Origin of the sequence: Oceanimonas aquatica (assembly GCF_030732065.1) — a bacterium.
Lineage (GTDB): Bacteria > Pseudomonadota > Gammaproteobacteria > Enterobacterales > Aeromonadaceae > Oceanimonas.
Genome location: NZ_JAVBHX010000007.1, coordinates 80,845 through 102,193, shown reverse-complemented (window position 1 = coordinate 102,193; position 21,349 = coordinate 80,845). Strand labels below are relative to the sequence as shown.

General features: G+C 62.5%; 18 protein-coding genes. 7 read left to right on the top strand and 11 right to left on the bottom strand.

Translation table 11 applies throughout. The annotated features are described in order from the left end of the window. Nucleotides 1-20: 20 nt before the first annotated feature. The gene (locus Q9290_RS11375) at nucleotides 21-476 is read right to left on the bottom strand and encodes an aminoacyl-tRNA deacylase (protein WP_306079769.1); all 456 of its coding nucleotides are present in this window, start codon (nucleotides 474-476) and stop codon (nucleotides 21-23) included. Between the two features lie 125 nt (nucleotides 477-601). Beyond that, nucleotides 602-1,954 (bottom strand): glutathione-disulfide reductase, encoded by a 1,353-nt coding sequence (gene gorA / locus Q9290_RS11370; RefSeq protein WP_306079768.1) that lies wholly within the window; start codon nucleotides 1,952-1,954, stop codon nucleotides 602-604. Nucleotides 1,955-2,171: 217 nt separating this feature from the next. Between gorA and prlC the strand changes: the two genes are divergently transcribed. From prlC to Q9290_RS11350, 4 genes are all read left to right on the top strand, one after another. Then, nucleotides 2,172-4,214, top strand: a complete 2,043-nt coding sequence (gene prlC / locus Q9290_RS11365; RefSeq protein ID WP_306079767.1) for an oligopeptidase A — start codon at nucleotides 2,172-2,174, stop codon at nucleotides 4,212-4,214. A gap of 116 nt (nucleotides 4,215-4,330) precedes the next feature. After that, complete coding sequence (locus Q9290_RS11360; RefSeq protein WP_306079766.1) at nucleotides 4,331-6,733, top strand: putative bifunctional diguanylate cyclase/phosphodiesterase; 2,403 nt, start codon at nucleotides 4,331-4,333, stop codon at nucleotides 6,731-6,733. Next, nucleotides 6,702-7,460 carry a class I SAM-dependent methyltransferase gene (locus Q9290_RS11355; protein ID WP_306079765.1) on the top strand — a complete coding sequence of 253 codons (759 nt, stop codon included), beginning with the start codon at nucleotides 6,702-6,704 and terminating at the stop codon, nucleotides 7,458-7,460. Before Q9290_RS11360 ends, Q9290_RS11355 begins: the two co-directional genes overlap by 32 nt. A gap of 81 nt (nucleotides 7,461-7,541) precedes the next feature. Next, the gene (locus Q9290_RS11350; RefSeq protein ID WP_306079764.1) at nucleotides 7,542-8,408 is read left to right on the top strand and encodes an MBL fold metallo-hydrolase; all 867 of its coding nucleotides are present in this window, start codon (nucleotides 7,542-7,544) and stop codon (nucleotides 8,406-8,408) included. Here Q9290_RS11350 and Q9290_RS11345 read toward each other — a convergent pair. The 4 genes from Q9290_RS11345 to Q9290_RS11330 all read right to left on the bottom strand — a co-directional run bounded on the left by Q9290_RS11345 (nucleotide 8,405) and on the right by Q9290_RS11330 (nucleotide 13,433). Next, nucleotides 8,405-10,318 carry a methyl-accepting chemotaxis protein gene (locus tag Q9290_RS11345; protein WP_306079763.1) on the bottom strand — a complete coding sequence of 638 codons (1,914 nt, stop codon included), beginning with the start codon at nucleotides 10,316-10,318 and terminating at the stop codon, nucleotides 8,405-8,407. The genes Q9290_RS11350 and Q9290_RS11345 overlap by 4 nt on opposite strands. 57 nt (nucleotides 10,319-10,375) lie before the next feature. Next, a complete protein-coding gene (locus Q9290_RS11340; protein WP_306079762.1) occupies nucleotides 10,376-11,374 on the bottom strand; it encodes a CobW family GTP-binding protein in 999 nt (332 codons plus the stop codon). Nucleotides 11,375-11,488: 114 nt separating this feature from the next. Beyond that, the gene (gene acuI, locus Q9290_RS11335; RefSeq protein ID WP_306079761.1) at nucleotides 11,489-12,463 is read right to left on the bottom strand and encodes an acrylyl-CoA reductase (NADPH); all 975 of its coding nucleotides are present in this window, start codon (nucleotides 12,461-12,463) and stop codon (nucleotides 11,489-11,491) included. Nucleotides 12,464-12,566: 103 nt separating this feature from the next. Beyond that, nucleotides 12,567-13,433 (bottom strand): carboxylate/amino acid/amine transporter, encoded by an 867-nt coding sequence (locus tag Q9290_RS11330; RefSeq protein ID WP_306079760.1) that lies wholly within the window; start codon nucleotides 13,431-13,433, stop codon nucleotides 12,567-12,569. Nucleotides 13,434-13,896: 463 nt separating this feature from the next. On the opposite strand from Q9290_RS11330, the gene Q9290_RS11325 reads away from it, so the two are divergent. Next, complete coding sequence (locus Q9290_RS11325) at nucleotides 13,897-14,805, top strand: LysR family transcriptional regulator (RefSeq protein ID WP_306079759.1); 909 nt, start codon at nucleotides 13,897-13,899, stop codon at nucleotides 14,803-14,805. Nucleotides 14,806-14,825: 20 nt separating this feature from the next. Here the strand turns inward: Q9290_RS11325 and Q9290_RS11320 are convergent, their stop codons facing one another. From Q9290_RS11320 to Q9290_RS11310, 3 genes are all read right to left on the bottom strand, one after another. After that, the gene (locus Q9290_RS11320) at nucleotides 14,826-15,266 is read right to left on the bottom strand and encodes a universal stress protein (RefSeq protein WP_306079758.1); all 441 of its coding nucleotides are present in this window, start codon (nucleotides 15,264-15,266) and stop codon (nucleotides 14,826-14,828) included. A 122-nt stretch (nucleotides 15,267-15,388) separates the two neighbouring features. Beyond that, nucleotides 15,389-16,177: an ion transporter gene (locus tag Q9290_RS11315; RefSeq protein ID WP_306079757.1), complete on the bottom strand. Its 789-nt coding sequence runs from the start codon at nucleotides 16,175-16,177 to the stop codon at nucleotides 15,389-15,391. Between the two features lie 20 nt (nucleotides 16,178-16,197). Beyond that, on the bottom strand, nucleotides 16,198-17,370 hold the full coding sequence (locus Q9290_RS11310) for a methyltransferase (protein WP_306079756.1): 1,173 nt from the start codon (nucleotides 17,368-17,370) through the stop codon (nucleotides 16,198-16,200). A 93-nt stretch (nucleotides 17,371-17,463) separates the two neighbouring features. Here Q9290_RS11310 and Q9290_RS11305 point away from each other — a divergent pair, with 93 nt between their 5' ends. Further along, a complete protein-coding gene (locus Q9290_RS11305) occupies nucleotides 17,464-18,636 on the top strand; it encodes a BaiN/RdsA family NAD(P)/FAD-dependent oxidoreductase (protein ID WP_306079755.1) in 1,173 nt (390 codons plus the stop codon). A gap of 13 nt (nucleotides 18,637-18,649) precedes the next feature. On the opposite strand, the gene trpB is transcribed toward Q9290_RS11305, so the two are convergent. Together trpB and Q9290_RS11295 are read right to left on the bottom strand one after the other, a co-directional pair. Continuing rightward, nucleotides 18,650-19,846, bottom strand: a complete 1,197-nt coding sequence (gene trpB / locus Q9290_RS11300) for a tryptophan synthase subunit beta (protein WP_306079754.1) — start codon at nucleotides 19,844-19,846, stop codon at nucleotides 18,650-18,652. A 121-nt stretch (nucleotides 19,847-19,967) separates the two neighbouring features. Continuing rightward, nucleotides 19,968-20,846, bottom strand: a complete 879-nt coding sequence (locus tag Q9290_RS11295) for an aldo/keto reductase (RefSeq protein ID WP_306079753.1) — start codon at nucleotides 20,844-20,846, stop codon at nucleotides 19,968-19,970. Nucleotides 20,847-20,986: 140 nt separating this feature from the next. Here Q9290_RS11295 and Q9290_RS11290 point away from each other — a divergent pair, with 140 nt between their 5' ends. Then, a complete protein-coding gene (locus Q9290_RS11290; protein WP_306079752.1) occupies nucleotides 20,987-21,313 on the top strand; it encodes a hypothetical protein in 327 nt (108 codons plus the stop codon). The last annotated feature ends 36 nt before the right edge of the window (nucleotides 21,314-21,349 follow it).

Below are 21,349 nucleotides of genomic sequence, written 5' to 3'. Positions count from 1 at the left end.
GGTGCCGGCGCAGGTCCTGACTAGTGGGTAATTTCCTGAGGCTGGACCAGTCTCAGATAATCTTTCATGGGCAGGCTGAACAGCTCGCGGTAACTGCCGGCACTGAAGACGATTTCTTGTTGCCGGGCGAGTTCGCTGTCGATATACACCGGCATTTCATACAGGTTGCCAAAGGGAGGCAGGGCACCTGCTTCACAGTCGGGAAACTGCTCCCGAAAGTCGTTTTCATGCAACAAGGTGGCTTGCTGCACCGACAGGGACCGGGCCAGGTTGCGAGGATGGATGATTTTGGGAGCGGGCACGGCCACCATGGCCATTTGGCCATCCAGCGTCATGATCACTACCTTGGCCATCATCCTACCCGGTATATGGGCCGCTTCTGCCACCTCCTGAGCGGTAAACGCCGGTGAGTGGCTGATGACCCGATATTTGACTCCCTGTTGATCCAGATATTGCTGCAATCGTTGGGCCGGCATAATGTGATCCTCCTCGACAGAGACTGAGCCTGGTTGAAGTATAGGTCAGGGGAGGAAGGCAGGTGGCGGACAGGATCAAAAAAGGCCGGGGGCATGCCCGGCCTTTTTGTTTATATATCAACCAATTAACGCATGGTGACGAATTCTTCCGCCGCGGTGGGATGTATGGCCACGCAGGCGTCGAAGTCGGCCTTGGTGGCGCCCATTTTCACCGCCACCGCAAAGCCTTGCAGGATCTCGTCCATGCCAAAGCCGATGCCGTGAATGCCCACCACCTTTTCGTTTTCTCCGGCGCATACCAGCTTCATTTTGCAGGGCTGGCGGTGCTGAGTGACGGCGGTGTACATGGCGGTAAATGACGAGGTGTACACCTTGACGTTGTCATCGCCATAGCGCTCCCGGGCCTCGGGCTCGGTCAGGCCCATGGTGCCGATGGGCGGGTGGCTGAACACCACGGTGGGCACCAGCTCGTAGTCCATTTTGGCGTCGGGCTTGTTGTTGAACAGCCGCTCCGACAGCTGGCGGCCGGCCTTCACCGCCACCGGGGTCAGCTCCACATAGCCGATGTTGTCGCCCACGGCGTACACGCCTTCGGCCGAGGTGTTCTGGTACTCGTCGACCTTGATGTAGCCCTTGTGATCCAGCTCGACGCCGGCGGCCTCAAGGTTGAGTTGTTGAGTCATCGGGCTGCGGCCGATGGCCCAGATCAGGCAGTCCACGGTGAGTGACTCGCCGTTCTCCAGGTGGAGGGTCAGGCTGCCGTCGGCATGTTTTTCCACACTCTGGGGAATGGAGTGGGTGTGCAGGGTGGGGCCCTCGGCGGCCATCACTTCCACCAGGGTGTCGGTGAGCAGGGGGTCGAAGTTGCGCAATGGCGCATGCTTGCGTACCAGCAGGTGGGTCTCGGAACCCAGGCCGTGCAGCACCCCGGCCAGCTCCACGGCAATGTAGCCGGCGCCAACCACCGCTACCCGCTTCGGTTGCTCGGTCAGCTCAAAGAAGCCGTTGGAGTCGATGCCGTGCTCGGCACCGGGAATGCGCGGAATAATGGGCTCGCCGCCGGTGGCGATGAGAATGTGGTCGGCGGTAATTTCCTCGCCGTTCACTTCCACGGTGTGGGCATCCTTGAAGCGGGCAAAGCCCTTGATCACCGTGACCTTGTTGTTGCCCAGCACCCGGTCGTAGGACTGGTGAATGCGGCCGATATAGGCCTGGCGGCTTTCCACCAGGGTGTTCCAGTCGTGGCCCTTGAGCTCCACGTCAAAGCCGTAGTCGGCGGCGTAGAGCTTGATGGCCTCGGCCACCTGGGCGCCGTGCCACATCACCTTCTTGGGCACGCAGCCCACATTGACGCAGGTACCGCCCAGATCCTTGGCCTCGATCAGGGCTACTTTCTTGCCGTACATGGCCGCCCGGTTGGCGGAGGCGATGCCGCCGCTGCCGCCGCCAATGGCGATATAGTCGAAATGCTGTGCCATAAGTTTGCTCCGTGGATGAAGGTTCATTCAAAGCTGTGGGCCGATTGTACCTCAAGTGGTGCCGGCAAGGCTGGTCAACAAATCATCAGTTCGCCGGTCAAGTGCAAGGCAGGGGCAGTAAAGGCTTGAACATTATCGCCATTATCACCATGTTAGGGGGTATTCCCTCGGCTGCCGGGCGCAGCGCGATGGCCAAAACAACAAGAGGTAAAGGACCATGACAAATCCGCTTCTCACCATGGACGGCCTGCCGCCGTTCAGTCAGATCAAGCCGGAACACGTAAAGCCGGCCGTGGAGCACGCCATTGCGGATTGTAAAAAGCGGGTGGAAACCGTGCTGGCCCGCCATGAGGAGTTCACCTGGGACAACCTGGTGGCGCCGCTGGAAGAAGTGAACGATCACCTTAGCCGCATCTGGTCACCGGTGAGCCACCTCAACAGCGTGATGAACAGCGACGAGCTGCGCCAGGCCTATGAGTCCTGCCTGCCGCTGTTGTCGGAATACCACACCTGGATGGGTCAGCATCAGGGACTGTTTGAAGCCTATCAAGGCCTGGCCGACCGGGACGATTTCAAAAAGCTGAGCCTGGCTCAGCAAAAGGAAGTGGCCAACACATTGCGCGACTTTCGCCTGTCGGGCATTGCCCTGGAAGCGGAGCAGAAGCGTCGCTTTGGTGAAATTCAGGCGCGGCTGTCGGAGCTGTCGTCCACCTTTGCCAACCGGGTGCTCGACGCCACCCAGGCCTGGCACAAGCAGGTGACCGACCAGTCCGAACTGGCCGGTCTGCCCGAATCGGCGCTGGCCGCCGCCGAAGCCCAGGCCAAGGCCCGGGAGCTGGACGGCTGGGTATTCACCCTCGATATTCCCTCTTACCTGCCGGTGATGATGTACGCCGACAGCGCCGCCCTGCGCGAGGAAATGTATTACGCCTTTACCACCCGCGCCTCGGATCAGGGCCCCAATGCCGGCGAGTTTGACAACACCGCCATCATCGAGGAAACCCTGGCGCTCAAACAGGAACTGGCCGGGCTGCTGGGCTATGACAACTACGCCCAGGTGTCGCTGGCCACCAAGATGGCGGACAGCGAGCAGCAGGTGCTGGACTTTCTCGAGCAACTGGCCGACCGCAGCCACCCTCAGGGCAAGGCCGAGCTGGCCGAGCTGCGCGACTTCGCCAGGGATCAGCACGGCGTGACCGAGCTCAATGCCTGGGATCTGAGCTATTACGGCGAAAAGCTCAAGCAGCACAAGTACACCATCTCCGACGAGGAGCTGCGCCCCTATTTTCCCGAACACAAGGTGGTGCATGGCCTGTTTGAAACCGTGAAGCGGCTGTTCGGTATCAAGGTGGTGGAGCGTTTCGGCGTGGAAGAGTGGCACCCGGACGTGCGCTTTTTCGATATTTTCGATGAAACCGGCGAGCTGCGTGGCAGTTTCTACCTGGATCTCTATGCCCGCGCCAACAAGCGCGGCGGCGCCTGGATGGACGATTGCATCGGCCGGCGCTACCGGGAAGACGGCAGCCTGCAAAAGCCGGTGGCCTACCTCACCTGCAACTTCAACGGCCCGGTGGGCGACAAGCCGGCGCTCTTTACCCACAACGAAGTGCTGACCCTGTTCCATGAATTCGGTCACGGCATTCACCACATGCTCACCAAGGTCGATGTGGCCGGGGTGGCCGGCATCAACGGCGTGGCCTGGGATGCGGTAGAGCTGCCCAGCCAGTTTCTGGAAAACTGGTGCTGGCAGCCCGAGGCGCTGGCCTTCATCTCCGGCCATTATGAAACCGGCGAGCCGCTGCCGGCGGATCTGCTGGAGCGCATGCTGGCGGCGCGCAACTACCATTCGGCGCTGATGATGCTGCGCCAGCTGGAGTTTGCCCTGTTCGACTTCCGTCTGCACATGGACGACAAATGCGCCGAGCCGGGCCGGGTACAGGCCATTCTCGACGAGGTGCGCAGCCAGGTGGCGGTGCTGACCCCGCCGGCCTTTAACCGTTTTCAGCACGGTTTCTCCCACATCTTCGCCGGTGGCTACGCGGCTGGCTATTACAGCTATAAGTGGGCCGAGGTGCTGTCGAGTGATGCCTTCTCCCGTTTTGAGGAAGAAGGGGTATTCTCACCCAAAACCGGCCGCGATTTCCTGCATGCGGTACTGGAGCAGGGTGGCTCCAAAGAGCCGATGGAGTTGTTCAAGCAGTTCCGCGGCCGCGAGCCGAGCATAGATGCGCTGCTGCGTCACTCGGGCATTGCCGCCTGAATGTGATCAACCCGACAAAGGTGGCTATGGCCACCTTTTTTGATCCCCAGCACAGGGTAGAGCCGCCGCGGTTATGCAGGCACAATGGGGAAGGTATTTACGAATGAGATGCAACAATGGATCACGGGGTATCGTCCTGGTTTAACCTCTGGTGCGTCAGTCAGCTGGTGGAGCAGCGTCTGGCCGACGGCGTGCTGCTGTGCCGCCGGCAGGGCACACAGTGGCAGCCGTTGCTGGCAGCCGGCATGGCCCTGCCCGACGAGCCCCTTTCCGGTCTGGGCGACCGCCCCTATCAGCGTCTTACTTACCCCTTGTGCCGCCCCCTGAACATGGGCTCCGGTCAGTTTCTGTCGCTGTCCGCCCTCTATCCGGACCACGCCCTGCTGCTGTTTCGGCATCAGCGCCATGCCCGTCAGCTGAGAGGAGCCTGGCTGGGCTTTTTCGCCTCTGTTTTTACCCATCCCGACCGGGCGCAACAAGCGGTGTCGTTGCTGCCGCTGTTTGAGTACTTTCCGTTGCCCCTGGTGCGCGCCACTCCCGATGGTGTGGTGGAGTGGACCAACCGGGCGGTGCAACGCATTACCGGGCAGGATGGCGACAGCATGCGCGGCCATTCCCTGCGCGAATTCAGCCTGGGTGAAGACTGGCCGGAAACCCGGCGCCTGTACCGCCGGCTGGCGGACGAGCCGGAGCTGGGCATTGCGGTGATGGAAAAGCATTACCTGCACGCCAACGGTCACTTGCTGCTGGGCGAAACCCAGCTGACCCTGGTGCGGGACGCGCAGGGCGCCCCCTTGTGCCTGATGGGCACCCTGGCCAGCCTGCGCCCCCGGGCCACGACGCCTCAGGGGCTGAGCCTGCGCTTTATTCCGGCGCTGGAGCAGCCGGAAGGGGTGATGATCTGCGACGGCAACAGCCGTATCGAGCAGGTCAGCCCGGCCTTTGAGCGGGTCACCGGCTACCATGAAGCCGAAGTGCGGGGCAGTTATCCGTCGCTGCTGCGCTCGGGCCTGCACAGCCGGGAGTTCTACCGGCACATGAACCGGGATCTGAGCGAGCAGGGCCGCTGGCAGGGGGAGGTGTGGAACCGGCGCAGCAATGGCCAGGTGTATCCGGAGCGGTTACGCATCAGCTCGCTGGTCGGGCCGGGCGGCAGTGTGCGTTATGTGGCGGTATTCAGCGACATGGGCCAGCCCGACACGGTTGAACAGGGCGCGCCCCCGGAAGAAAAAGACTGCCTTACCGGCCTGGCCAACCGGGCCAGTTTTCAGCAGCGGCTGACCCGCCATTGCCGGCTGAGCGAGCCCTTTGCGCTGATGATCCTCGATATCAACAACTTTCGCCTGTTTAACAACGCCATGAATCACAGGGTGGGGGACAGGGTGTTGCAGGAGGTGGCCGCCCGGCTGCGCGGCCGGCTGCGCAGCGGCGATTACCTGGCGCGCATCGGTAGTGACGAATTTGCCCTGCTGGTGCCGGGCATAGTGCATCACCGTCAGGCGCGTATTTTCGGCCGGCATGTGCTCAGCGCCCTGGCCCGGCCGCTGCTGATGGCCGATCAGCAACTGTATGTGGACGCCACGCTGGGCGGCGCCCTCTGGCCCGGTATGGATGAAACAGACGCCGAAAGCCTGCTGCAGCATGCCGAGCAGGCGCTGTTCGGCGCCAAGCAAAAGAAGGAGTCACTGGCCCTGTACGACGACCGTCTGAACCGCAGCCAGAGCCGGCGCATGCGCCTGCAGCACGATCTGACCGAGGCCATTCGCCAGGGGGGGCTGCGCCTGCATTACCAGCCCATCGTCGACACCGCCACCGGCCGGGTGAGCAAGCTGGAAGCCCTGGTGCGCTGGCAACATCCGGAGCTGGGTGCCATTTCTCCCATGGAGTTTGTGCCGGTAGCGGAAGAAAGCGGCATGGTGCAGGCCCTGGGCGACTGGGTGCTGAACCGGGCTTGTGCCGATCTGCGCCGGCTGCAGCAGGCCGGCCATACACTGCACATGGCCATCAACCGCTCCAGTCTGGAGTTTCAGAGCCTGGGGCTGGACGGCGACGAATGGCTGTCGATCATCGAGCGCCATCAGCTGTCACCCAGCCAGATTATTTTCGAGATCACCGAATCCCTGTTTATGCAGGGCAACGAGCACCATCTGGAGCGCATTGGTGCCCTGCGCCGGGCCGGCTGCCACATTGCCATTGACGACTTCGGCACCGGCTTCTCGGCACTCAACTATTTGCGCGCCTTTCCCATCGACATGGTCAAGATCGACAAAAGCTTTATCGACCATCTGCCCGGCAATCAAAAAGACGGCTTGCTGCTGGAAGGGATTTTGCGCATTATCGGCGATCTTGGCATGAAGGTGGTGATCGAAGGCATGGAAACCCAGGCCCAGGCCGCCTACCTCTCGACTCAGCCCTGCCATTTTTTGCAGGGATATCTGATCGCCAAACCCATGCCCCTTCGTGAACTGCTGATTTTCCTGGAGTCCTATGCCGGACACACCGTACCCGCTGCAGATTGAGCTGCAGGATCCTGCCCTGGCCGCCGAGGCCGAGCGCCTTTGCGTGCGCCTGAGCGGCGTGGCCGCCGCCGCGCCCTTTGCCCTGGTATTCACCGAGGGCCGGCTGGAGTTGCACAAGCTGGACGAGCCCAGACTGGGGGCCGTGTTTGTGGACTTTGTGGCCGGCGCCGCGGCGCACCGGCGCAAGTTTGGCGGCGGCCGGGGCCAGACCATCGCCAAAGCGGTGGGGCTCAAGCATGGTCACAACCCCAGTGTGGTGGACGGCACCGCCGGCCTGGGGCGGGACGCCTTTGTGCTGGCCTCACTGGGCTGCACCGTGACCCTGTGCGAGCGTCACCCGGTGGTGCATGCCCTGCTGGAAGACGGCCTGCGCCGGGCCGCCGCCGACGGGGACATAGGCCCCTGGGTGCGTGAACGGCTGCACCTGCTGCCCTTTGGGCAAGGCCTGAGTGACATTCAACAGCAGCCGGACGTGGTCTATCTCGACCCCATGTTTCCCCACAAGAAAAAGGCGGCGCTGGTGAAAAAGGAAATGCGGGTGTTTCATTCTCTGGTGGGTGCCGACCTCGACGCCGACAGCCTGCTGGCGCCGGCGCTGGAACTGGCCCGGGCCCGGGTAGTGGTCAAGCGCCCCGACTACGCCGGCTTTCTTGACGAGGTCAAACCCTCGGCGCACATCGCCAGCAAGAACAATCGCTTCGACCTCTATGTAAAGCAGGCCCTGTAAACGGGTAAAAACTGGCCAGCGGCCCGCGTGAATGCTATATATTAGTTTAATCTAATGTTTTGGTGCTTGCGGGAGACAGCCATGAACCAGCCTTGTGTTCGAGCCTTTCTGGATCAGGACAGCGAAACCTTCAGCTACGTGCTCTACGACCAGCCCGGTGGTCGGGCGGCGGTGATCGATCCGGTGCTGGACTTCAACTATCACTCGGGCCGTACCGGCACCGCCACCGCGCAGCGGCTGGTGGACTTTATCGGTGAGCAGCGGCTGACCCTGGACTGGATACTGGAAACCCATGCCCATGCCGATCACCTGTCGGCGGCACCCTTTATTCAGCAGCAACTGGGCGGGCGCATCGCCATTGGCGAGCATATTCGCGAGGTGCAGGGCATCTTTCAGAAAGTGTTTGGGCTGGAAAAGGAGCTGTTGTCCGATGGCAGCCAGTTTGACCATTTGTTTGCCGATGGCGAGCAGTTTGCGGTGGGCGAGCTGAGCGCGCGGGTCATGCATGTGCCCGGTCATACCCCGGCGGACATCGCCTATGTGGTCAACGAGCGTACTGTGTTTGTGGGCGATACCCTGTTTATGCCGGATCTGGGTACCGCCCGCTGTGACTTTCCCGGTGGCAGCGCCGAGCGGCTGTATCAGTCCGTGCAGCGCCTGCTGGCGCTGCCGGAAAGCACCGACATCTATGTCTGTCACGACTATCCGCCCAAGGGCCGGGAGCATGCCTGCCGTACCACGGTGGCGGAACAGAAACAGGGCAATATTCATGTGCGTGACGGGGTCGGCCAGGCCGCCTTTGTGACCATGCGCACCGAGCGCGATGCCACCCTGGCGGTGCCCCGGCTGATTTTGCCGTCCATTCAGGTCAATATTCGTGCCGGCCGCTTGCCCGACCCGGACGAGCAAGGCCGCCGTTACCTCAAGGTGCCACTGGACTCGCTTTAAGTCGGGCCCAGCAATTGAGTAATGGCACCGGCCTGATGGCGAATATGGCCGGTGACCTGGCCGGCCCGGTCCGAGACCTCGGCCGAGCGGGTTTTCAGCTCGTCCATCAGTGCCATAAAGCGGCCCAGCTCGCCGGCCTGACTGTCGGCATGACCGGCGCCCCGCTCCGCCACCGAGGTGGTGGCCCGTGACGTTTCGCTCACCTGCTCGGTGACCTCCAGCAGGGTCTGGGCCTGGGTGTGCTGATCTTCCGCCGCCTGCATCATGCGGTCGATGGTGCCCCCCAGCTCGTCGCTCGACAGCCGCAGCCGATCCATGATGTCGGCAATTTCCTCCAGCGACCCCTGGGTGTGGCCCGACAGTTTGCGTACCTCGTCGGCCACCACTGCAAAGCCCCGGCCATGTTCCCCGGCCCGGGCCGCCTCAATGGCGGCATTGAGTGCCAGCAGGTTGGTCTGTTCGGCAATCTGGCGAATGACCCCGATAATGGCGGCGGCATCGTCCACCGAGCGGCCCAGGCTGGCCAGGGATTCCCGGCCGGTAAGGGCCGCCCGGCGGCTGTCGCCGGCGCTGTGGGCCAGCTGCTCCACCTGCTTGCGGCTGATGTCCATGGCCTGCAGGTTGTCCCGGGCGGTATGGGCGATGTCGTCGCTGGCCCGACGCATCTGCTCGGTGAGCCGGTTCAGCTCCTCCACCATGGTCAGGCTGGTCTGCAGGGTGCCGTCGTTGTTCTGGGTGTGCTGCTGAATGTCCTGTACTTCCTCGATCATGCCTTGCAGGGCCGCCGACACCTGCTGTAGCTGGGCGGCCCGCTCCCCTTGCTGGCGCTGCAGCCGCTCCAGCAGGCCATTGAAGCTGTTGGCAATCTGGCCCAGCTCGCTGTTGGGATGAGTCACCGCCAGGGGGGTGAGTTCGCCCTCGTGCAGCAGCTGGCCAAAGGCGTTGCGCAGCTGGTCGAGCCGGCGCACCACCAGGCCGCGCTGGAACAGATAGCTGAGCAGGGCGAACAGCAGCAGCGCCGAGCACAGCCCCAGCAGCACCAGACTGAGCCGGTGATAGGTATGCTGGCGCGCGGCCTCGCGGCTGGCCACCAGGGTGTCGAGGCGGCTTTCTATCTCGCCGAGGCCGGCGCTGAGGGCGGCGGCGGCCCGCGTGCGCTGCTCCAGCCCCGCCTGAGTATTGGCCAGCTCCTTGGGGTAACGGCGCAACAGGCTTTGCAGCTCCCGCTTGGGCGCATCTCCCACTTCCACCGGCTTGGGCTGGCGCAGGGCGAACTCGTCCACCTCCGGGGTCTGGTAGATGCCGAGCAGGGGCAGGGCCTTCAACTGGTTGCCGAGCTTGTTCAATTCGGCGAGCTGAAAGTCGAGGCTTTGCCTGAGCTTGTTGTCGCCCTCGTTCATGTAGTCCTGGCGCAGGTGCACCAGGCGGGGCAGGGATGCCAGCATTTCCGCCACCAGGGTCTGATAGCGGCCGGCCAGGCTGTGTTCGGTGTCGGCATAGCGGGCCAGGGCGCGTAATTGGTCGGCCAGCTCCTGTTCGGCGTGTTGTAGCAGTTGCTGGCTGTTGCCCGAGAGCTTGCCCGCCTCGCGAAAGTCGTGGGTCAGTTGCCGGTGCAGGGTGGTTACCGCGTTGCGGGCCGGCTCGCCACCCTCAATGTGCGTGAGCGCCTCGGCCATGGCGGTCAGTTGCCGGCCGGCCTCGGTCAGCAGGCTGGCATCACCCTCGGCGAGATAGGCGGAAATGGTGCGGTACAGATCAATGTTGGCGTGGCGACGCAACTGCTCCAGTTCGGCCCGGCTGTGTTCCCCCTGCTTGAGCTGCCGGTCTCCCAAATAGAAGGCACCGGCCAGCAACAACGCCAGCAGCATCAGCCCCAGCGACGACAACAACGAAAACAGCGATACCTTCATGCGGCCAACCCTTCACCCTGACAAAGGCCGGCAGATTAAGACACTGGAGTGACAGTTTTATGAAGCGGGCAAAGAAGTGACCGTTTTCATCAGCTGCTCATGCAGAGGTAGCATAGCCAGAGGCGAGGCATCAATCAGCTCTATGCGGCTCTCTTTTTGTGGTGCCAGGCGGTACACACTGAGCCGGTCGGTCTGGTTAAAGGCCCACCAGCCGTCTTCGGTGTGCAGCACCGCCTTGAGCCGGGCCACTTTTTGCACCTCACAAAAGGCGCGCACGGCGGCCAGATCGAACACCACCTCGTCAAGAAAGCGCCAGCCCAGGGAAAAGTGATCGTCGCCATGATTGGCATAGCGCCGCCAGGGCTGGCCCCGGCTGAGTTTGGGCTCGGGAGCGGCCACCACTGGCCGCCCGGCCTTGCCGGCGTGGGCCTGGGGATGGGCGGCCCGGCGTTCCGGTGTGTGGGGCTGTTGCAGCCAGTTCGGGCTCAGCCGGCCCTGCTCGGTTTCCACCAGCGCCTGCTTCGGCTCGGGTCCCTGAGCGATGTCGTCACGCAGCCGGGCCAGTTCGACCTCGCTGCACAGGTCGGTCTTGTTGGCCACCACCACATCGGCCAGGGCCAGCTGATCCTGATAGGTTTCATGCTCCCGGTAGCGAGCGTCGCTCCACTGGCGCGGATCGATCAGGCAAAAGGCGGCGCCCAGGCTCAGTACGTCCCGGTAATGTTCGTTGGTGAGAATGTCCATCACCCGGCTGGGGTGGCCCAGGCCGGTAGGCTCGATCAGCAGCCGGTCGGGCCGGGCCTTGTGCAGCAGGGCATTGAGGCCAATCTGAAACGGCAGCCCGGCCACGCAGCACAGGCAGCCGCCGGGAATTTCCTTGATAAGGGCGCCCTGATCGGTCAGCAGGGCGCCGTCGATGCCCACTTCGCCAAACTCGTTGACCAGAATGGCCCAGCGCTCGTGCTCCGGTTTATGGGCCAGCAGGTGACGCAGCAGGGTGGTCTTGCCGGTACCGAGAAAGCCCATGATGAGATGAGTGGGAATGGCGGTGTTCATAAGGGATCGAAAGCAAAGGTATTTGTTACTTTATAACACTTTTTACCGGTCTTGAGTATGGCCATAAAAAAGAGCCCTCGCGGGCTCTTTGTCATCATAGCTGGTCAATGCCACTCAGGGCTGGATCACCACCCGGCCGACCGGTTTGCCGGCCACCATGTCGTGGGCGGCCTCAATGGTTTGCTCCAGGGTCAGCTCTTTGACGTCATTCTCGTAATTGACCGGCAGGCTTTGGTGAACCCGCTGCCAGGCTTCAATGCGTTTTTCCTTCGGAATATGCACCGAGTTGATGCCGAGCAGTTGCACGCCGCGCAGAATAAAGGGCATGACGGTGGTATTGAGGGCCACGCCGCCGGTCAGGCCGCAGGCGGCCACGGCCCCGTACATTTTGGTCTGGCTGAGAATGCGGGCCAGGGTGCGGCCGCCCACGGCGTCGATGGCGCCGGCCCAGTGCTGAGACTCCAGCGCCGCCGGCTCCTGATCGAGCTGAATGCGGTCGATGATGGTGTGAGCGCCCAGGCTTTTCAGCCAGTCGGCGTGCTCGGGGCGACCGGTGGAGGCATGCACTTCAAAGCCGGCCTTGGCCAGCAGCCGCACCGCGATGGAGCCCACGCCGCCGGTGGCGCCGGTCACCAGCACCGGGCCCTGGCCCGGCTTGACACCGGCCTGCTCCAGCGCCATCACTCCCAGCATGGCGGTAAAGCCGGCGGTGCCGATGGCCATGGCGCGCTTGGCGCTCATGCCCGCGGGCAGGGGGATTAGCCAGTCACCCTTGACGCTGGCTTTTTCCGCCAGGCCGCCCCAGCTCTGCTCGCCCACGCCCCAGCCGGTGAGCAGCACTTCGTCACCAATGCGGTAGGCGGGATTGTCCGATGACAGCACGGTGCCGGCAAAGTCGATGCCGGGCACCATGGGCCAGTTGCGTACGATCTTGCCCTTGCCGGTAATGGCCAGGGCGTCCTTGTAGTTAAGGGTGGAGTAATCCACCTTCACCAGCACATCGCCGGTGGTGAGCTGGTGCTCATTAAGGCGCTGCAGGCTGGCGTGAGTCTGTTTGCCGGATTCTTCCAGTAATATGCCCTTGAACATGATGGCTCTCCTCGCACGTTTTTTATGCCATTCAGTGTAAAGAGCCTGTTGCCAAAAGCCATGCTTCAAAGAGCGGCAAATGCCGATTTTGTGACCGGGAGCCTTACCCGCTCAGCGCCGGTCTTGAAACCTTGATCCAGGCCTCATTGAGCCACAGTGATGCCAGGATTATGGCCCCGCCCAGAGCCAGACGGGGCAGATCGGCATCCCGGTTCCAGATCAGCAGGTTTACCAGCAGGCCGGCAGGCACCAGGGCGTTGTTCATGATCGCCAGGGCCCCGGCGTTGACCAGGGTAGCGCCCTTGTTCCACAGAAAATAACCCAGCCCCGAGGCGCCCAGCCCCAGCCACAACAAAATGCCCCATTGCAGCGGGGTGGCGGGATACGTGTCGCCGCCCAGCAACCACCAGGCCGGGGTCACCACCAGCAGGGCACCCAGGTAGAAGTAGCCAAAACGATGGTGCTGGGGCTCGGTGGACGGGTAGCGCTCCAGCAGCACCTTGTAGCCTACCTGGCCCAGGGCAAAACAGAGGTTGGCGCCCTGCACCACGGCAAAGCCGAGCAGGTAGTCGTCGGTCAGACCGTCAAAACGGATCACCAGCGCCCCCAGTACCGCCAGCAGGGCGGTAAACAGATAACCGGGGCGAAAGCGCTTGTGCAGCAGGTCGTACACCAGGGTCACGTACACCGGCGTGAGCACGGTGAAGATCAGTACTTCCGGCACCGTCAGCAACAAAAACGACTGGTAATAGAAGAGATACATGATGCCCAGCTGCAGGGCACCGCACAGCATCAGGCCGGCGGCCAGCCGGGGCGGCTGGCGCCAGCGCAAAAACGGCGCAAACAGCAGAGCGGCCAGGGCAATGCGGGTGAGCACCGAGAAATAGCTGTCCACGGCGCCAGCCAGATACACGCCAATCAGGCTGAAGGAAAAGGCCCACAGCAGGGTGACAAAAACCAGATAAGACATGGGTAAATGATAACCATTGGTAAACGAATGGGCGCCATGATGGCGTAAAGCGACAGGGTGATCCAGCGAGGGGCAAGGCCGGGCATAAAAAAAGCCGGCGCAATGCGCCGGCCCGGGACCAATAGCAGGTTTGTCATAAAGGAGAGAATGACGTCCCCAAACAAAAGTGGTTCAACACCACACGCAGAACTTGTTGGGCTCGCTGTCGAAAGACAGGGCCCGAAGAGGTTGTCAGCGTGGCAAACAGGATTGCCCGATCATGAACCGTTCGTTTTTCGTGCCGCTTGCGCGACCCGAGACAGGCAGTACCCCCCATGATGCCACCATGCCCAAACACTGTTCGACCGAACCGCCATCAAGACGCTTAATCACCACGCCGACGATAAACTCGATGGCCGGCATTCTATGGCCGGCGTGCTTATGGTAAAAATGAATTGTCATCATAAAGGTATGGTAAATATCGATGGATAACTTGTTTCAACGGCTGGATCTGAACCTGCTCAGAGTGTTCGATGTGCTGATGCAAAGCCGTAATGTCACCCGGGCGGCGGAGCGGCTCAACCTGTCCCAGTCCACGGTCAGCCATGCCCTTGGCCGGCTGCGCCAGACCCTGGACGACCCGCTGTTTGTGATGACCCGCAAGGAAATGCGCCCTACCCACAGAGCCCAGGCCCTGGCGACCCCGGTGCGCCAGGCCCTGGCCCTGCTGGAGCAGGGGGTGCGGCAGTCGGCGGGCTTTGAGCCGGGGCGCTCTCGGCGCACCTTTCGGCTGGCGGTGCCCTCGTCCATTGAGCACGGCGTGGTGCCGCAACTGGTGGAGCTACTGCACCGCAAGGCGCCAGGCTGCCGGCTGGCGGTGAGCGAGCTGGTCAACTCCGATTACGAAGACGCCCTGGCACGGGCCGAGCTGGATCTGGTGGTGAGCTTTGCCGGCGCCGACCATCTGTCGGAACGGTTGCTGACCGACACCTGGTTTCAGAACCCCATGGTGTGTCTGTCGGCCAAAGACAGTGATCTGCCCGAGGTCATCGAGCCGGCGCAACTGGTGAGCTGGAGTCATGTGTCTACTTCCAACTGGGGTCATAACCAGACCCTGGTGGAAGGCTGGCTGAGTGAAAAGGGGCTGGCGCGGCACATTGGTGTCTGGGTACCCAGTTTTGAGGCGCTGCCACGACTGCTGGCCACCGGCCGTTACCTGGCGGTGGTGCCGGAACTGATTGGCCGGGATCTCTGTTACTACTATCCGTTGCGGGCGCATAACCTGAGCGAGTCGTTGCACAGCACCTATGTGCTGGCTCAGCATCCGCTGACCGAATTCGATCCGGCGCTGGTGTGGTTCAGGGGCTTGCTTGAGGAAGTGGGTGGTCAGTAACCGGCCACCCATTTGAATAATCAGTTCTTGGGCAGGGGCACAACCAGCAGATCGCAGGGCACGGTATTCATCAGCTGGCGGGCAGAGGAAGTGAGCAGGCTCCAGAAGCTTTGCTCATGGCCGCAGATCAGCAGGTCGACACCGTGCTGCTCTACCGCTTCGTTCACTTTCAGCGTGAGATCGCCGCAGATCACCAGCTTTTTCTCTACCGGGTAGTCAACGCCGGCCAGGTAATCTTCCAGACGCTGTTTGGCATCGGCCACCACCTGATCCTGAATGTTGTCGATGTCGATGTCGATCATCTCGGTGTAGAGATCCTTGAGGTCGACGTCCACGTGAATAACCGACAACTTGGCGTTATTGGCGCGGGCCCGATCCACCGCCTTGGCGATGACCTTGCGGTTTTTTTCGGTCATGTCGACCGCCGCAAGGATGTGTTTGTACTGATACGGCTCAGTCATGACAAATCTCCTTTTTTATCAACTCTATCAATCCGTTAGCTAACAAACCGTGAGCTGCACGAAAGTTTTGCAACACCGCCAGCATAGGCCGAAGCGCCGCATGGGTACAAGTATCATTAAGTCTATAGCCTGTTTTCGCCAAGCACGGTTTTAAGGGAGATAATTTCTTCCCGCAGTGAGGCCACTTCTGCCCGCAGGGCATTCAGCTGCTGATTCACTTCCTGCTCTTCGGTTTCCACCGCGTGCTCCACTGCTTCTTGCTGCTCTTCGGCCTTGGGGCTCAGCACCGCCGAGGCCACCAGGCCGGAAATACCGGCGAACAGGCTGACACCGGCAAAGATCACCACCGATGAGATAACGCGCCCGGCGGTGGTCACCGGATAATAGTCGCCATAGCCCACGGTGGAAATGGTGACCAGCGCCCACCACAGAGCGTCTTCGGCGGTTTCGATATTGGAGTCGGGATTGCCGGCCTCGGTCATCAGGATGGCGATGGCACTGCCGCTGATCACCACCACCAGGATCAGCAGCATGGTGGCCATCATGGTACTGCCGCTGTTTCTCAGCAGGTGGCGAATCACCTGATTGGCCACCCGCAGCATGCGCAGCACCCGCAATACCTGGAAAATCCGGCCATAGCGCAGCACATCAATGGCCGGAATGGAGGCGATAAAGTCGATCCAGTGCACCTTGAGAAAGCGCTTCTTGTCGTGGGCGGTGAACAGACCGTAGAAAAAGTGGCTGAGCAGGATCACGCAGATGCTGGTGTCGAGATAGAGCAGCAGCTCTTTTTCGGCGGCGTTAAAGGGGCCAAACTGGTGCAGCACTATGGCCACCAGCGAGACGATGGACAGCACCATCATCAACAGCTCAAAGGCGGTGGGGGGAAGAAAGCGTACTGGGGTTTGCATGGGATCTCCTGTCCTTGGTGTCAGGGGCGATGAGCCTGAATAAGGTAGCGGCGGGGCGTGTTGGCCTGCTCGGTAAAAGTGCCGAGCGTGACCCGGTAGCCCTGTTCTTCCAGATACAGCGCCCGGTCGAGCAGCAGCCACAGCTCCAGTGGCTGGCGGTAGAGATGGCGCACCAGTTCGATGCGCTTGACCAGCAGCCGGCGGGCATCGGCCAGGGCGAGCCAGTGTTCGCTGTTAAGGGAAGCGGGCCGGGCCAGCCCCTTTTTCTCGCAGGCCCAGCGGGCAAAGGCCGCAAAGTCGCCGCTCAGCAGCTGTTTGGGAAAGGCCGGCAGCGGCAGGTAACTGTTCTCGCCGGTCAGCTCTCGTTGCAGCTCGTCAAAGGCCAGTCGCCAGGTCAGCTCGGTATGGCGCAGCCGCCGTACCCGCTCGCCGCCGGTGACCTGCTGTTGCAAGGGCAGGCGCAGATCGTGGCGACTTAAGCGCAGGCCGGCCTGTTGTCCGGCCGCCGACAGCGGTGCGTAGTGCTCGCCGTCGATCAGGTGGTAACAGCAGGGCGACAGCGCCAGTGCCTGCGTGCCGGCGGCGGCGCCGTGGCGCAGAAAGCGCAGGTGCAGCTCGCCGCAGGCATGCAGCGCCACCGCCTGTTGCTGCCGTTTAAACAGCCCGGCGGCCTCGGGGGCCAGGGCATCGCCGCAGTGAAAGCGATGGTCCAGGCCGAGCTTGCCGGCGAGGGCCTCCCCCTGCTGGCACAGTGCGGCGCTCCACTCCAGGCTGGTCACCGCTTGTTGTTGCTCCAGTGACAGCAGGCGGCCCAGGTGCCCTTTGCCGGCGCACCACTCCAGAATGGGATGAGTGGCGCTGATATTGGCGGCAAAATCCCGTATCTGTGCCCATTTTCGGCCGGGAATGCCGCTGCTCCAGCGGGGCGTGGCGTAATCATGGGCTCTGTGCAGCTCGGGCACCGGCCAGTGCTGCACGGCCACCATCTCGGGGCGGTGGGGGGCCAGTAGCGCCAGGGCTGACTTGGGGTCGGCCTCCAGTGCGTCGAGCTTGGCTTCTGAAAGAGTTTCCAGTACCGGCGTCAGCTCGGGCCAGGGCAGGGTACGGCAGGCAAAGGGCAGTCGCTGCCAGTCGCCACGGTGGCGTGCCAGCAGGGTGCTTAATCGATTGAAGTGGGTGGCTAAGTCGCTCATGGAAGCAATTATACCCACAGCCAACCTGGCCAACATAGCGGGACGGCGGCGTGGCAGGTAAAATGCGCCTTTTGTCATGATTGAGGATATGCCATGCAGGCCTGGGATGTAATCGTGATCGGTGCCGGCGCTGCCGGCCTGATGTGTGCCGCCGAGGCCGGCAAGCGGGGCCGCCGGGTGCTGGTGCTGGATCACGGCAAGCGCATTGGCCGCAAGATCCTGATGTCGGGGGGCGGCCGCTGCAACTTCACCAACTACCATGTGGAGCCGGGGGCTTACCTGTGCACCAACCCCCACTTTGTGAAATCGGCCCTGGCCCGCTACACCCAGTGGGATTTTATCGCTCTGGTCGACAAGCACGGCATCCCTTATCACGAAAAGACCCTGGGGCAGCTGTTTTGCGATGATTCGGCGCAGAACATCGTCGACCTGCTGGTCACAGAGTGTGACGCCGCCGGGGTGACCATACGGTTGCGGTCCGAGGTGCTGAATGTGGACCGGCTGGGTGAGGGCTTTGCTGTGGCCACGGCGGGCGAGGAGTACAGCTGCCAGTCGCTGGTGGTGGCCACCGGGGGGCTGTCGATGCCCAAAATCGGCGCCTCCCCCTTTGGCTACCGGCTGGCGGAGCAATTTGGCCTCAGCGTACTGCCTACCCGCGCCGGTCTGGTGCCCTTTACCCTGCAGCCTGAAGACAAGCAGACCCTTGAAGCCCTGGCCGGGGTCAGTCTGCCGGTGGTGGCCGAAAGCGAGGACGGCACCCGTTTTGCCGAGAATTTGCTGTTTACCCACAGAGGCGTGTCCGGCCCGGCGGTATTGCAGATCTCGTCCTACTGGCAACCCGGCGAGCGGGTGAACTTTGAACTGCTGCCGGAAGGCAGCCTGGCGCGGGCGGTGGCGGAAAGCCCCAATCAGGAGCTGAAAACCTGGCTGGCGCGGCATTTGCCCAAACGGCTGGTGGACGCCCTGCTGGCCCGGGGCGAGCTGGTCAGCAAACCTCTCAAGCAGTATACCCCGAAAGAGCTGGCGGCCATGGAGCAAAACCTGGCGGCCTGGTCGTTGCAACCGGGCGGCACCGAAGGCTACCGCACCGCGGAGGTGACCCTGGGCGGGGTGGATACCGACGAACTGTCGTCCAAGACCATGGAAGCGAAAAAGGTGCCCAACCTCTACTTCATCGGCGAGGTGATGGACGTGACCGGCTGGCTCGGAGGCTATAACTTTCAGTGGGCCTGGAGTTCCGGCTGGGTGGCCGGCCAGGTGGTCTGACCGGCCTGGGTGATTACAGCCCCAGTTTACGGCAGACGAAGTCCAGATCCTTGTCGCCCCGGCCGCTGAGGTTGACCAGAATGACCTTGTCCTGGCTCAGGGTCGGCGCCAGCTTGATGGCCTGAGCCACGGCGTGGGCGCTTTCCAGTGCCGGAATAATGCCCTCGGTGCGTGACAGGGTCATAAAGGCCTCCAGACATTCCTCGTCGGTGATGCTGGTGTATTCCACCCGGCCCATTTCCTTCAGGTAGCTGTGCTGGGGTCCCACGCCCGGGTAATCCAGGCCCGAGGCGATGGAATGCACCGGCAGCGGCTCGCCGCTCTCATCCTGCAGCACGTGGCAGCGAAAACCGTGGATCACCCCGGGAGTACCCAGGCTCATGGTGGCGGCGTGATCCGGGGTATCGAGGCCTTTGCCACCGGGCTCCACGCCCAGAATGCGTACCGACTCGTCGTTGAGGAAGGCGTCAAACAGCCCCATGGCATTGGAGCCGCCGCCCACGCAGGCCAGGATCACGTCCGGCAGCTCGCCGGTCAGCTCTTGTACCTGAGCCCGGGCCTCACGGCCGATCACCTTCTGAAAATCCCGCACCATCATGGGAAAGGGATGCGGGCCCACCACAGAGCCGATGGCGTAGATGTAATCGGTGGGGTTTTTCAGATACTCCTCAAAGGCACTGTCGACCGCATCCTTCAGGGTGGCGGTGCCGCGGGTGACCGGCACCAGGGTGCAGCCGAGGATCTTCATGCGCATCACGTTGGGATGCTCTTTCTCGATGTCCACCTGGCCCATATGAATTTCGCAGGGGATGCCCACCAGGGCACAGGCGGTGGCCAGGGCCACGCCGTGCTGGCCGGCGCCGGTTTCGGCGATCACCTTTTTCTTGCCCATAAAGCGGGCCAGCAGGGCTTCGCCCAGGCAGTGATTGATCTTGTGGGCGCCGGTGTGGTTGAGATCTTCCCGCTTCAGGTAGATTTGCGCGCCGCCCAGCTGTTCGCTCAGGCGCTCGCAGTGATACACCGGGCTGGGCCGGCCCACAAAGTGGGTCAGCAGGCGCTGCAGTTCCTGCTGAAAATCCTCGCGCTGGCAGATTTCGTGGTAGGCCTGGGTAATGTCGTCCATGGCCTGCTTGAGCGCAGGCGGGATCTCGGAGCCGCCAAATTCGCCGAAATAGCCCTCGGCATTGGGCATGTTTTGCTGGTAGTCCACACTGCTTCCTTATGCGGTCAACGGAGAAAGAGAGGCAGCATAGCAGTGGCGAAGGAGTGGATTCAATTAGCCACAAGTCGGTTGGAAAAGCCGCCCCGGCGCTGGCCGGGGCGTGGGTGAATCAGACGATGTCCAGCGGAATCTTGCGGTTGGGCGCCGGAAAGGCGGCATCGAGGCGGGCGAGTATTTCGTCGCTGAGGTCAAGCGTGAGGGCGTCGGCATTTTGCTGCACGTGCTCGGGCTGAACCGCCTTGGGAATGGCGATGACGTCGCGCTTGCCGTTCACCGGGCGAATGGCCCAGGCCAGCAGCAGCTGGGCCACGGTCACGCCGAGATCGCCGGCAATGGTCTGCAGCTCGGCGTGACCGAACAGCTCCCGGCGCAGCCGGCCACCCTGGGCCAATGGGCAATAGGCCATGGTGGGCAGGCCCTGTTCCCGCTGCCAGGGCAGCAGCGAGTGTTCAATGCCCCGGGAGCCCAGGTGATAGAGCACCTGGTTCACCGCACACTGGTCGCCGCCGTCGGTCCAGGCCAGTTCCTGCATCTCGCCCAGGTCGCAGTTGGACACGCCAAAGCGTTTTATTTTGCCGTCCGCCTGCAGTTGTTCAAAGGCTGCCAGGGTTTCTTCCAGCGGAATGCTGCCCGGCCAGTGCAGCAGGTAGAGATCCAGGTGGTCGGTGCCCAGGCGCCGAAGGCTGGCCTCACAGGCGGCAATGGCGCTGCGGCGGCCGGCGTTCCAGGGGTAGACCTTGGACACCAGAAACGCTTGGTCGCGACGGCCTTTCAGGGCTTCGCCCACCACTTCCTCGGCGCCGCCGTCCCCGTACATTTCGGCGGTGTCGATAAGCTTGAGTCCCAAATCCAGCCCCTGTTGCAGGGCCCTGACCTCGGCCTGACGGGGGTTGAGCCCTTCGCCCATATACCAGGTGCCCTGACCAATGGCCGGCAGTGCTACGGCGGGCAGGCCGGCGGTGGCCTTGAGTGTGACGGTGGTGTCCATGCGTGCCTCTTACAAATTTGAAAACGGTTTCCACGATATGGTGAAACAGCCGGCCCGCCATTGCAACAAGGTGAGCTTGCCTTTGGCCGGGCTTTGCTCTTAACTCGGTCTGAATTCATTGTTACGCGAAGGAGCGGCACATGACAGCAGATTCGGGCGCCGACGACCGGGCGCTGGTGCGGCGTCATCTCAAGCTGGATCACATGAACCAGCTGCAGATAGAAAAGCTGGCGCGGGTGTTTGACGCCGAGCCGGGGGTGGTCAAGGTGGTGGTGCGCAAGCACTGGCTGGACATCGACTACGACGCCGCCCTGCTGACCCTGGACAGAGTGATCGCCTTGCTTGAAGCCTATGGCGGCGAACTCTCCGACGACTGGTGGACGGCGTTCAAGGCCCACTGGTACCGCAAGCGCGAAGAAAAGCTGCGCGCCCGCCTGGCCCGGGAAGAGGACGACGCCTCCTCGTGAGCCGGTCACTCATTGTTCCAATGGCCAATAGCCAGC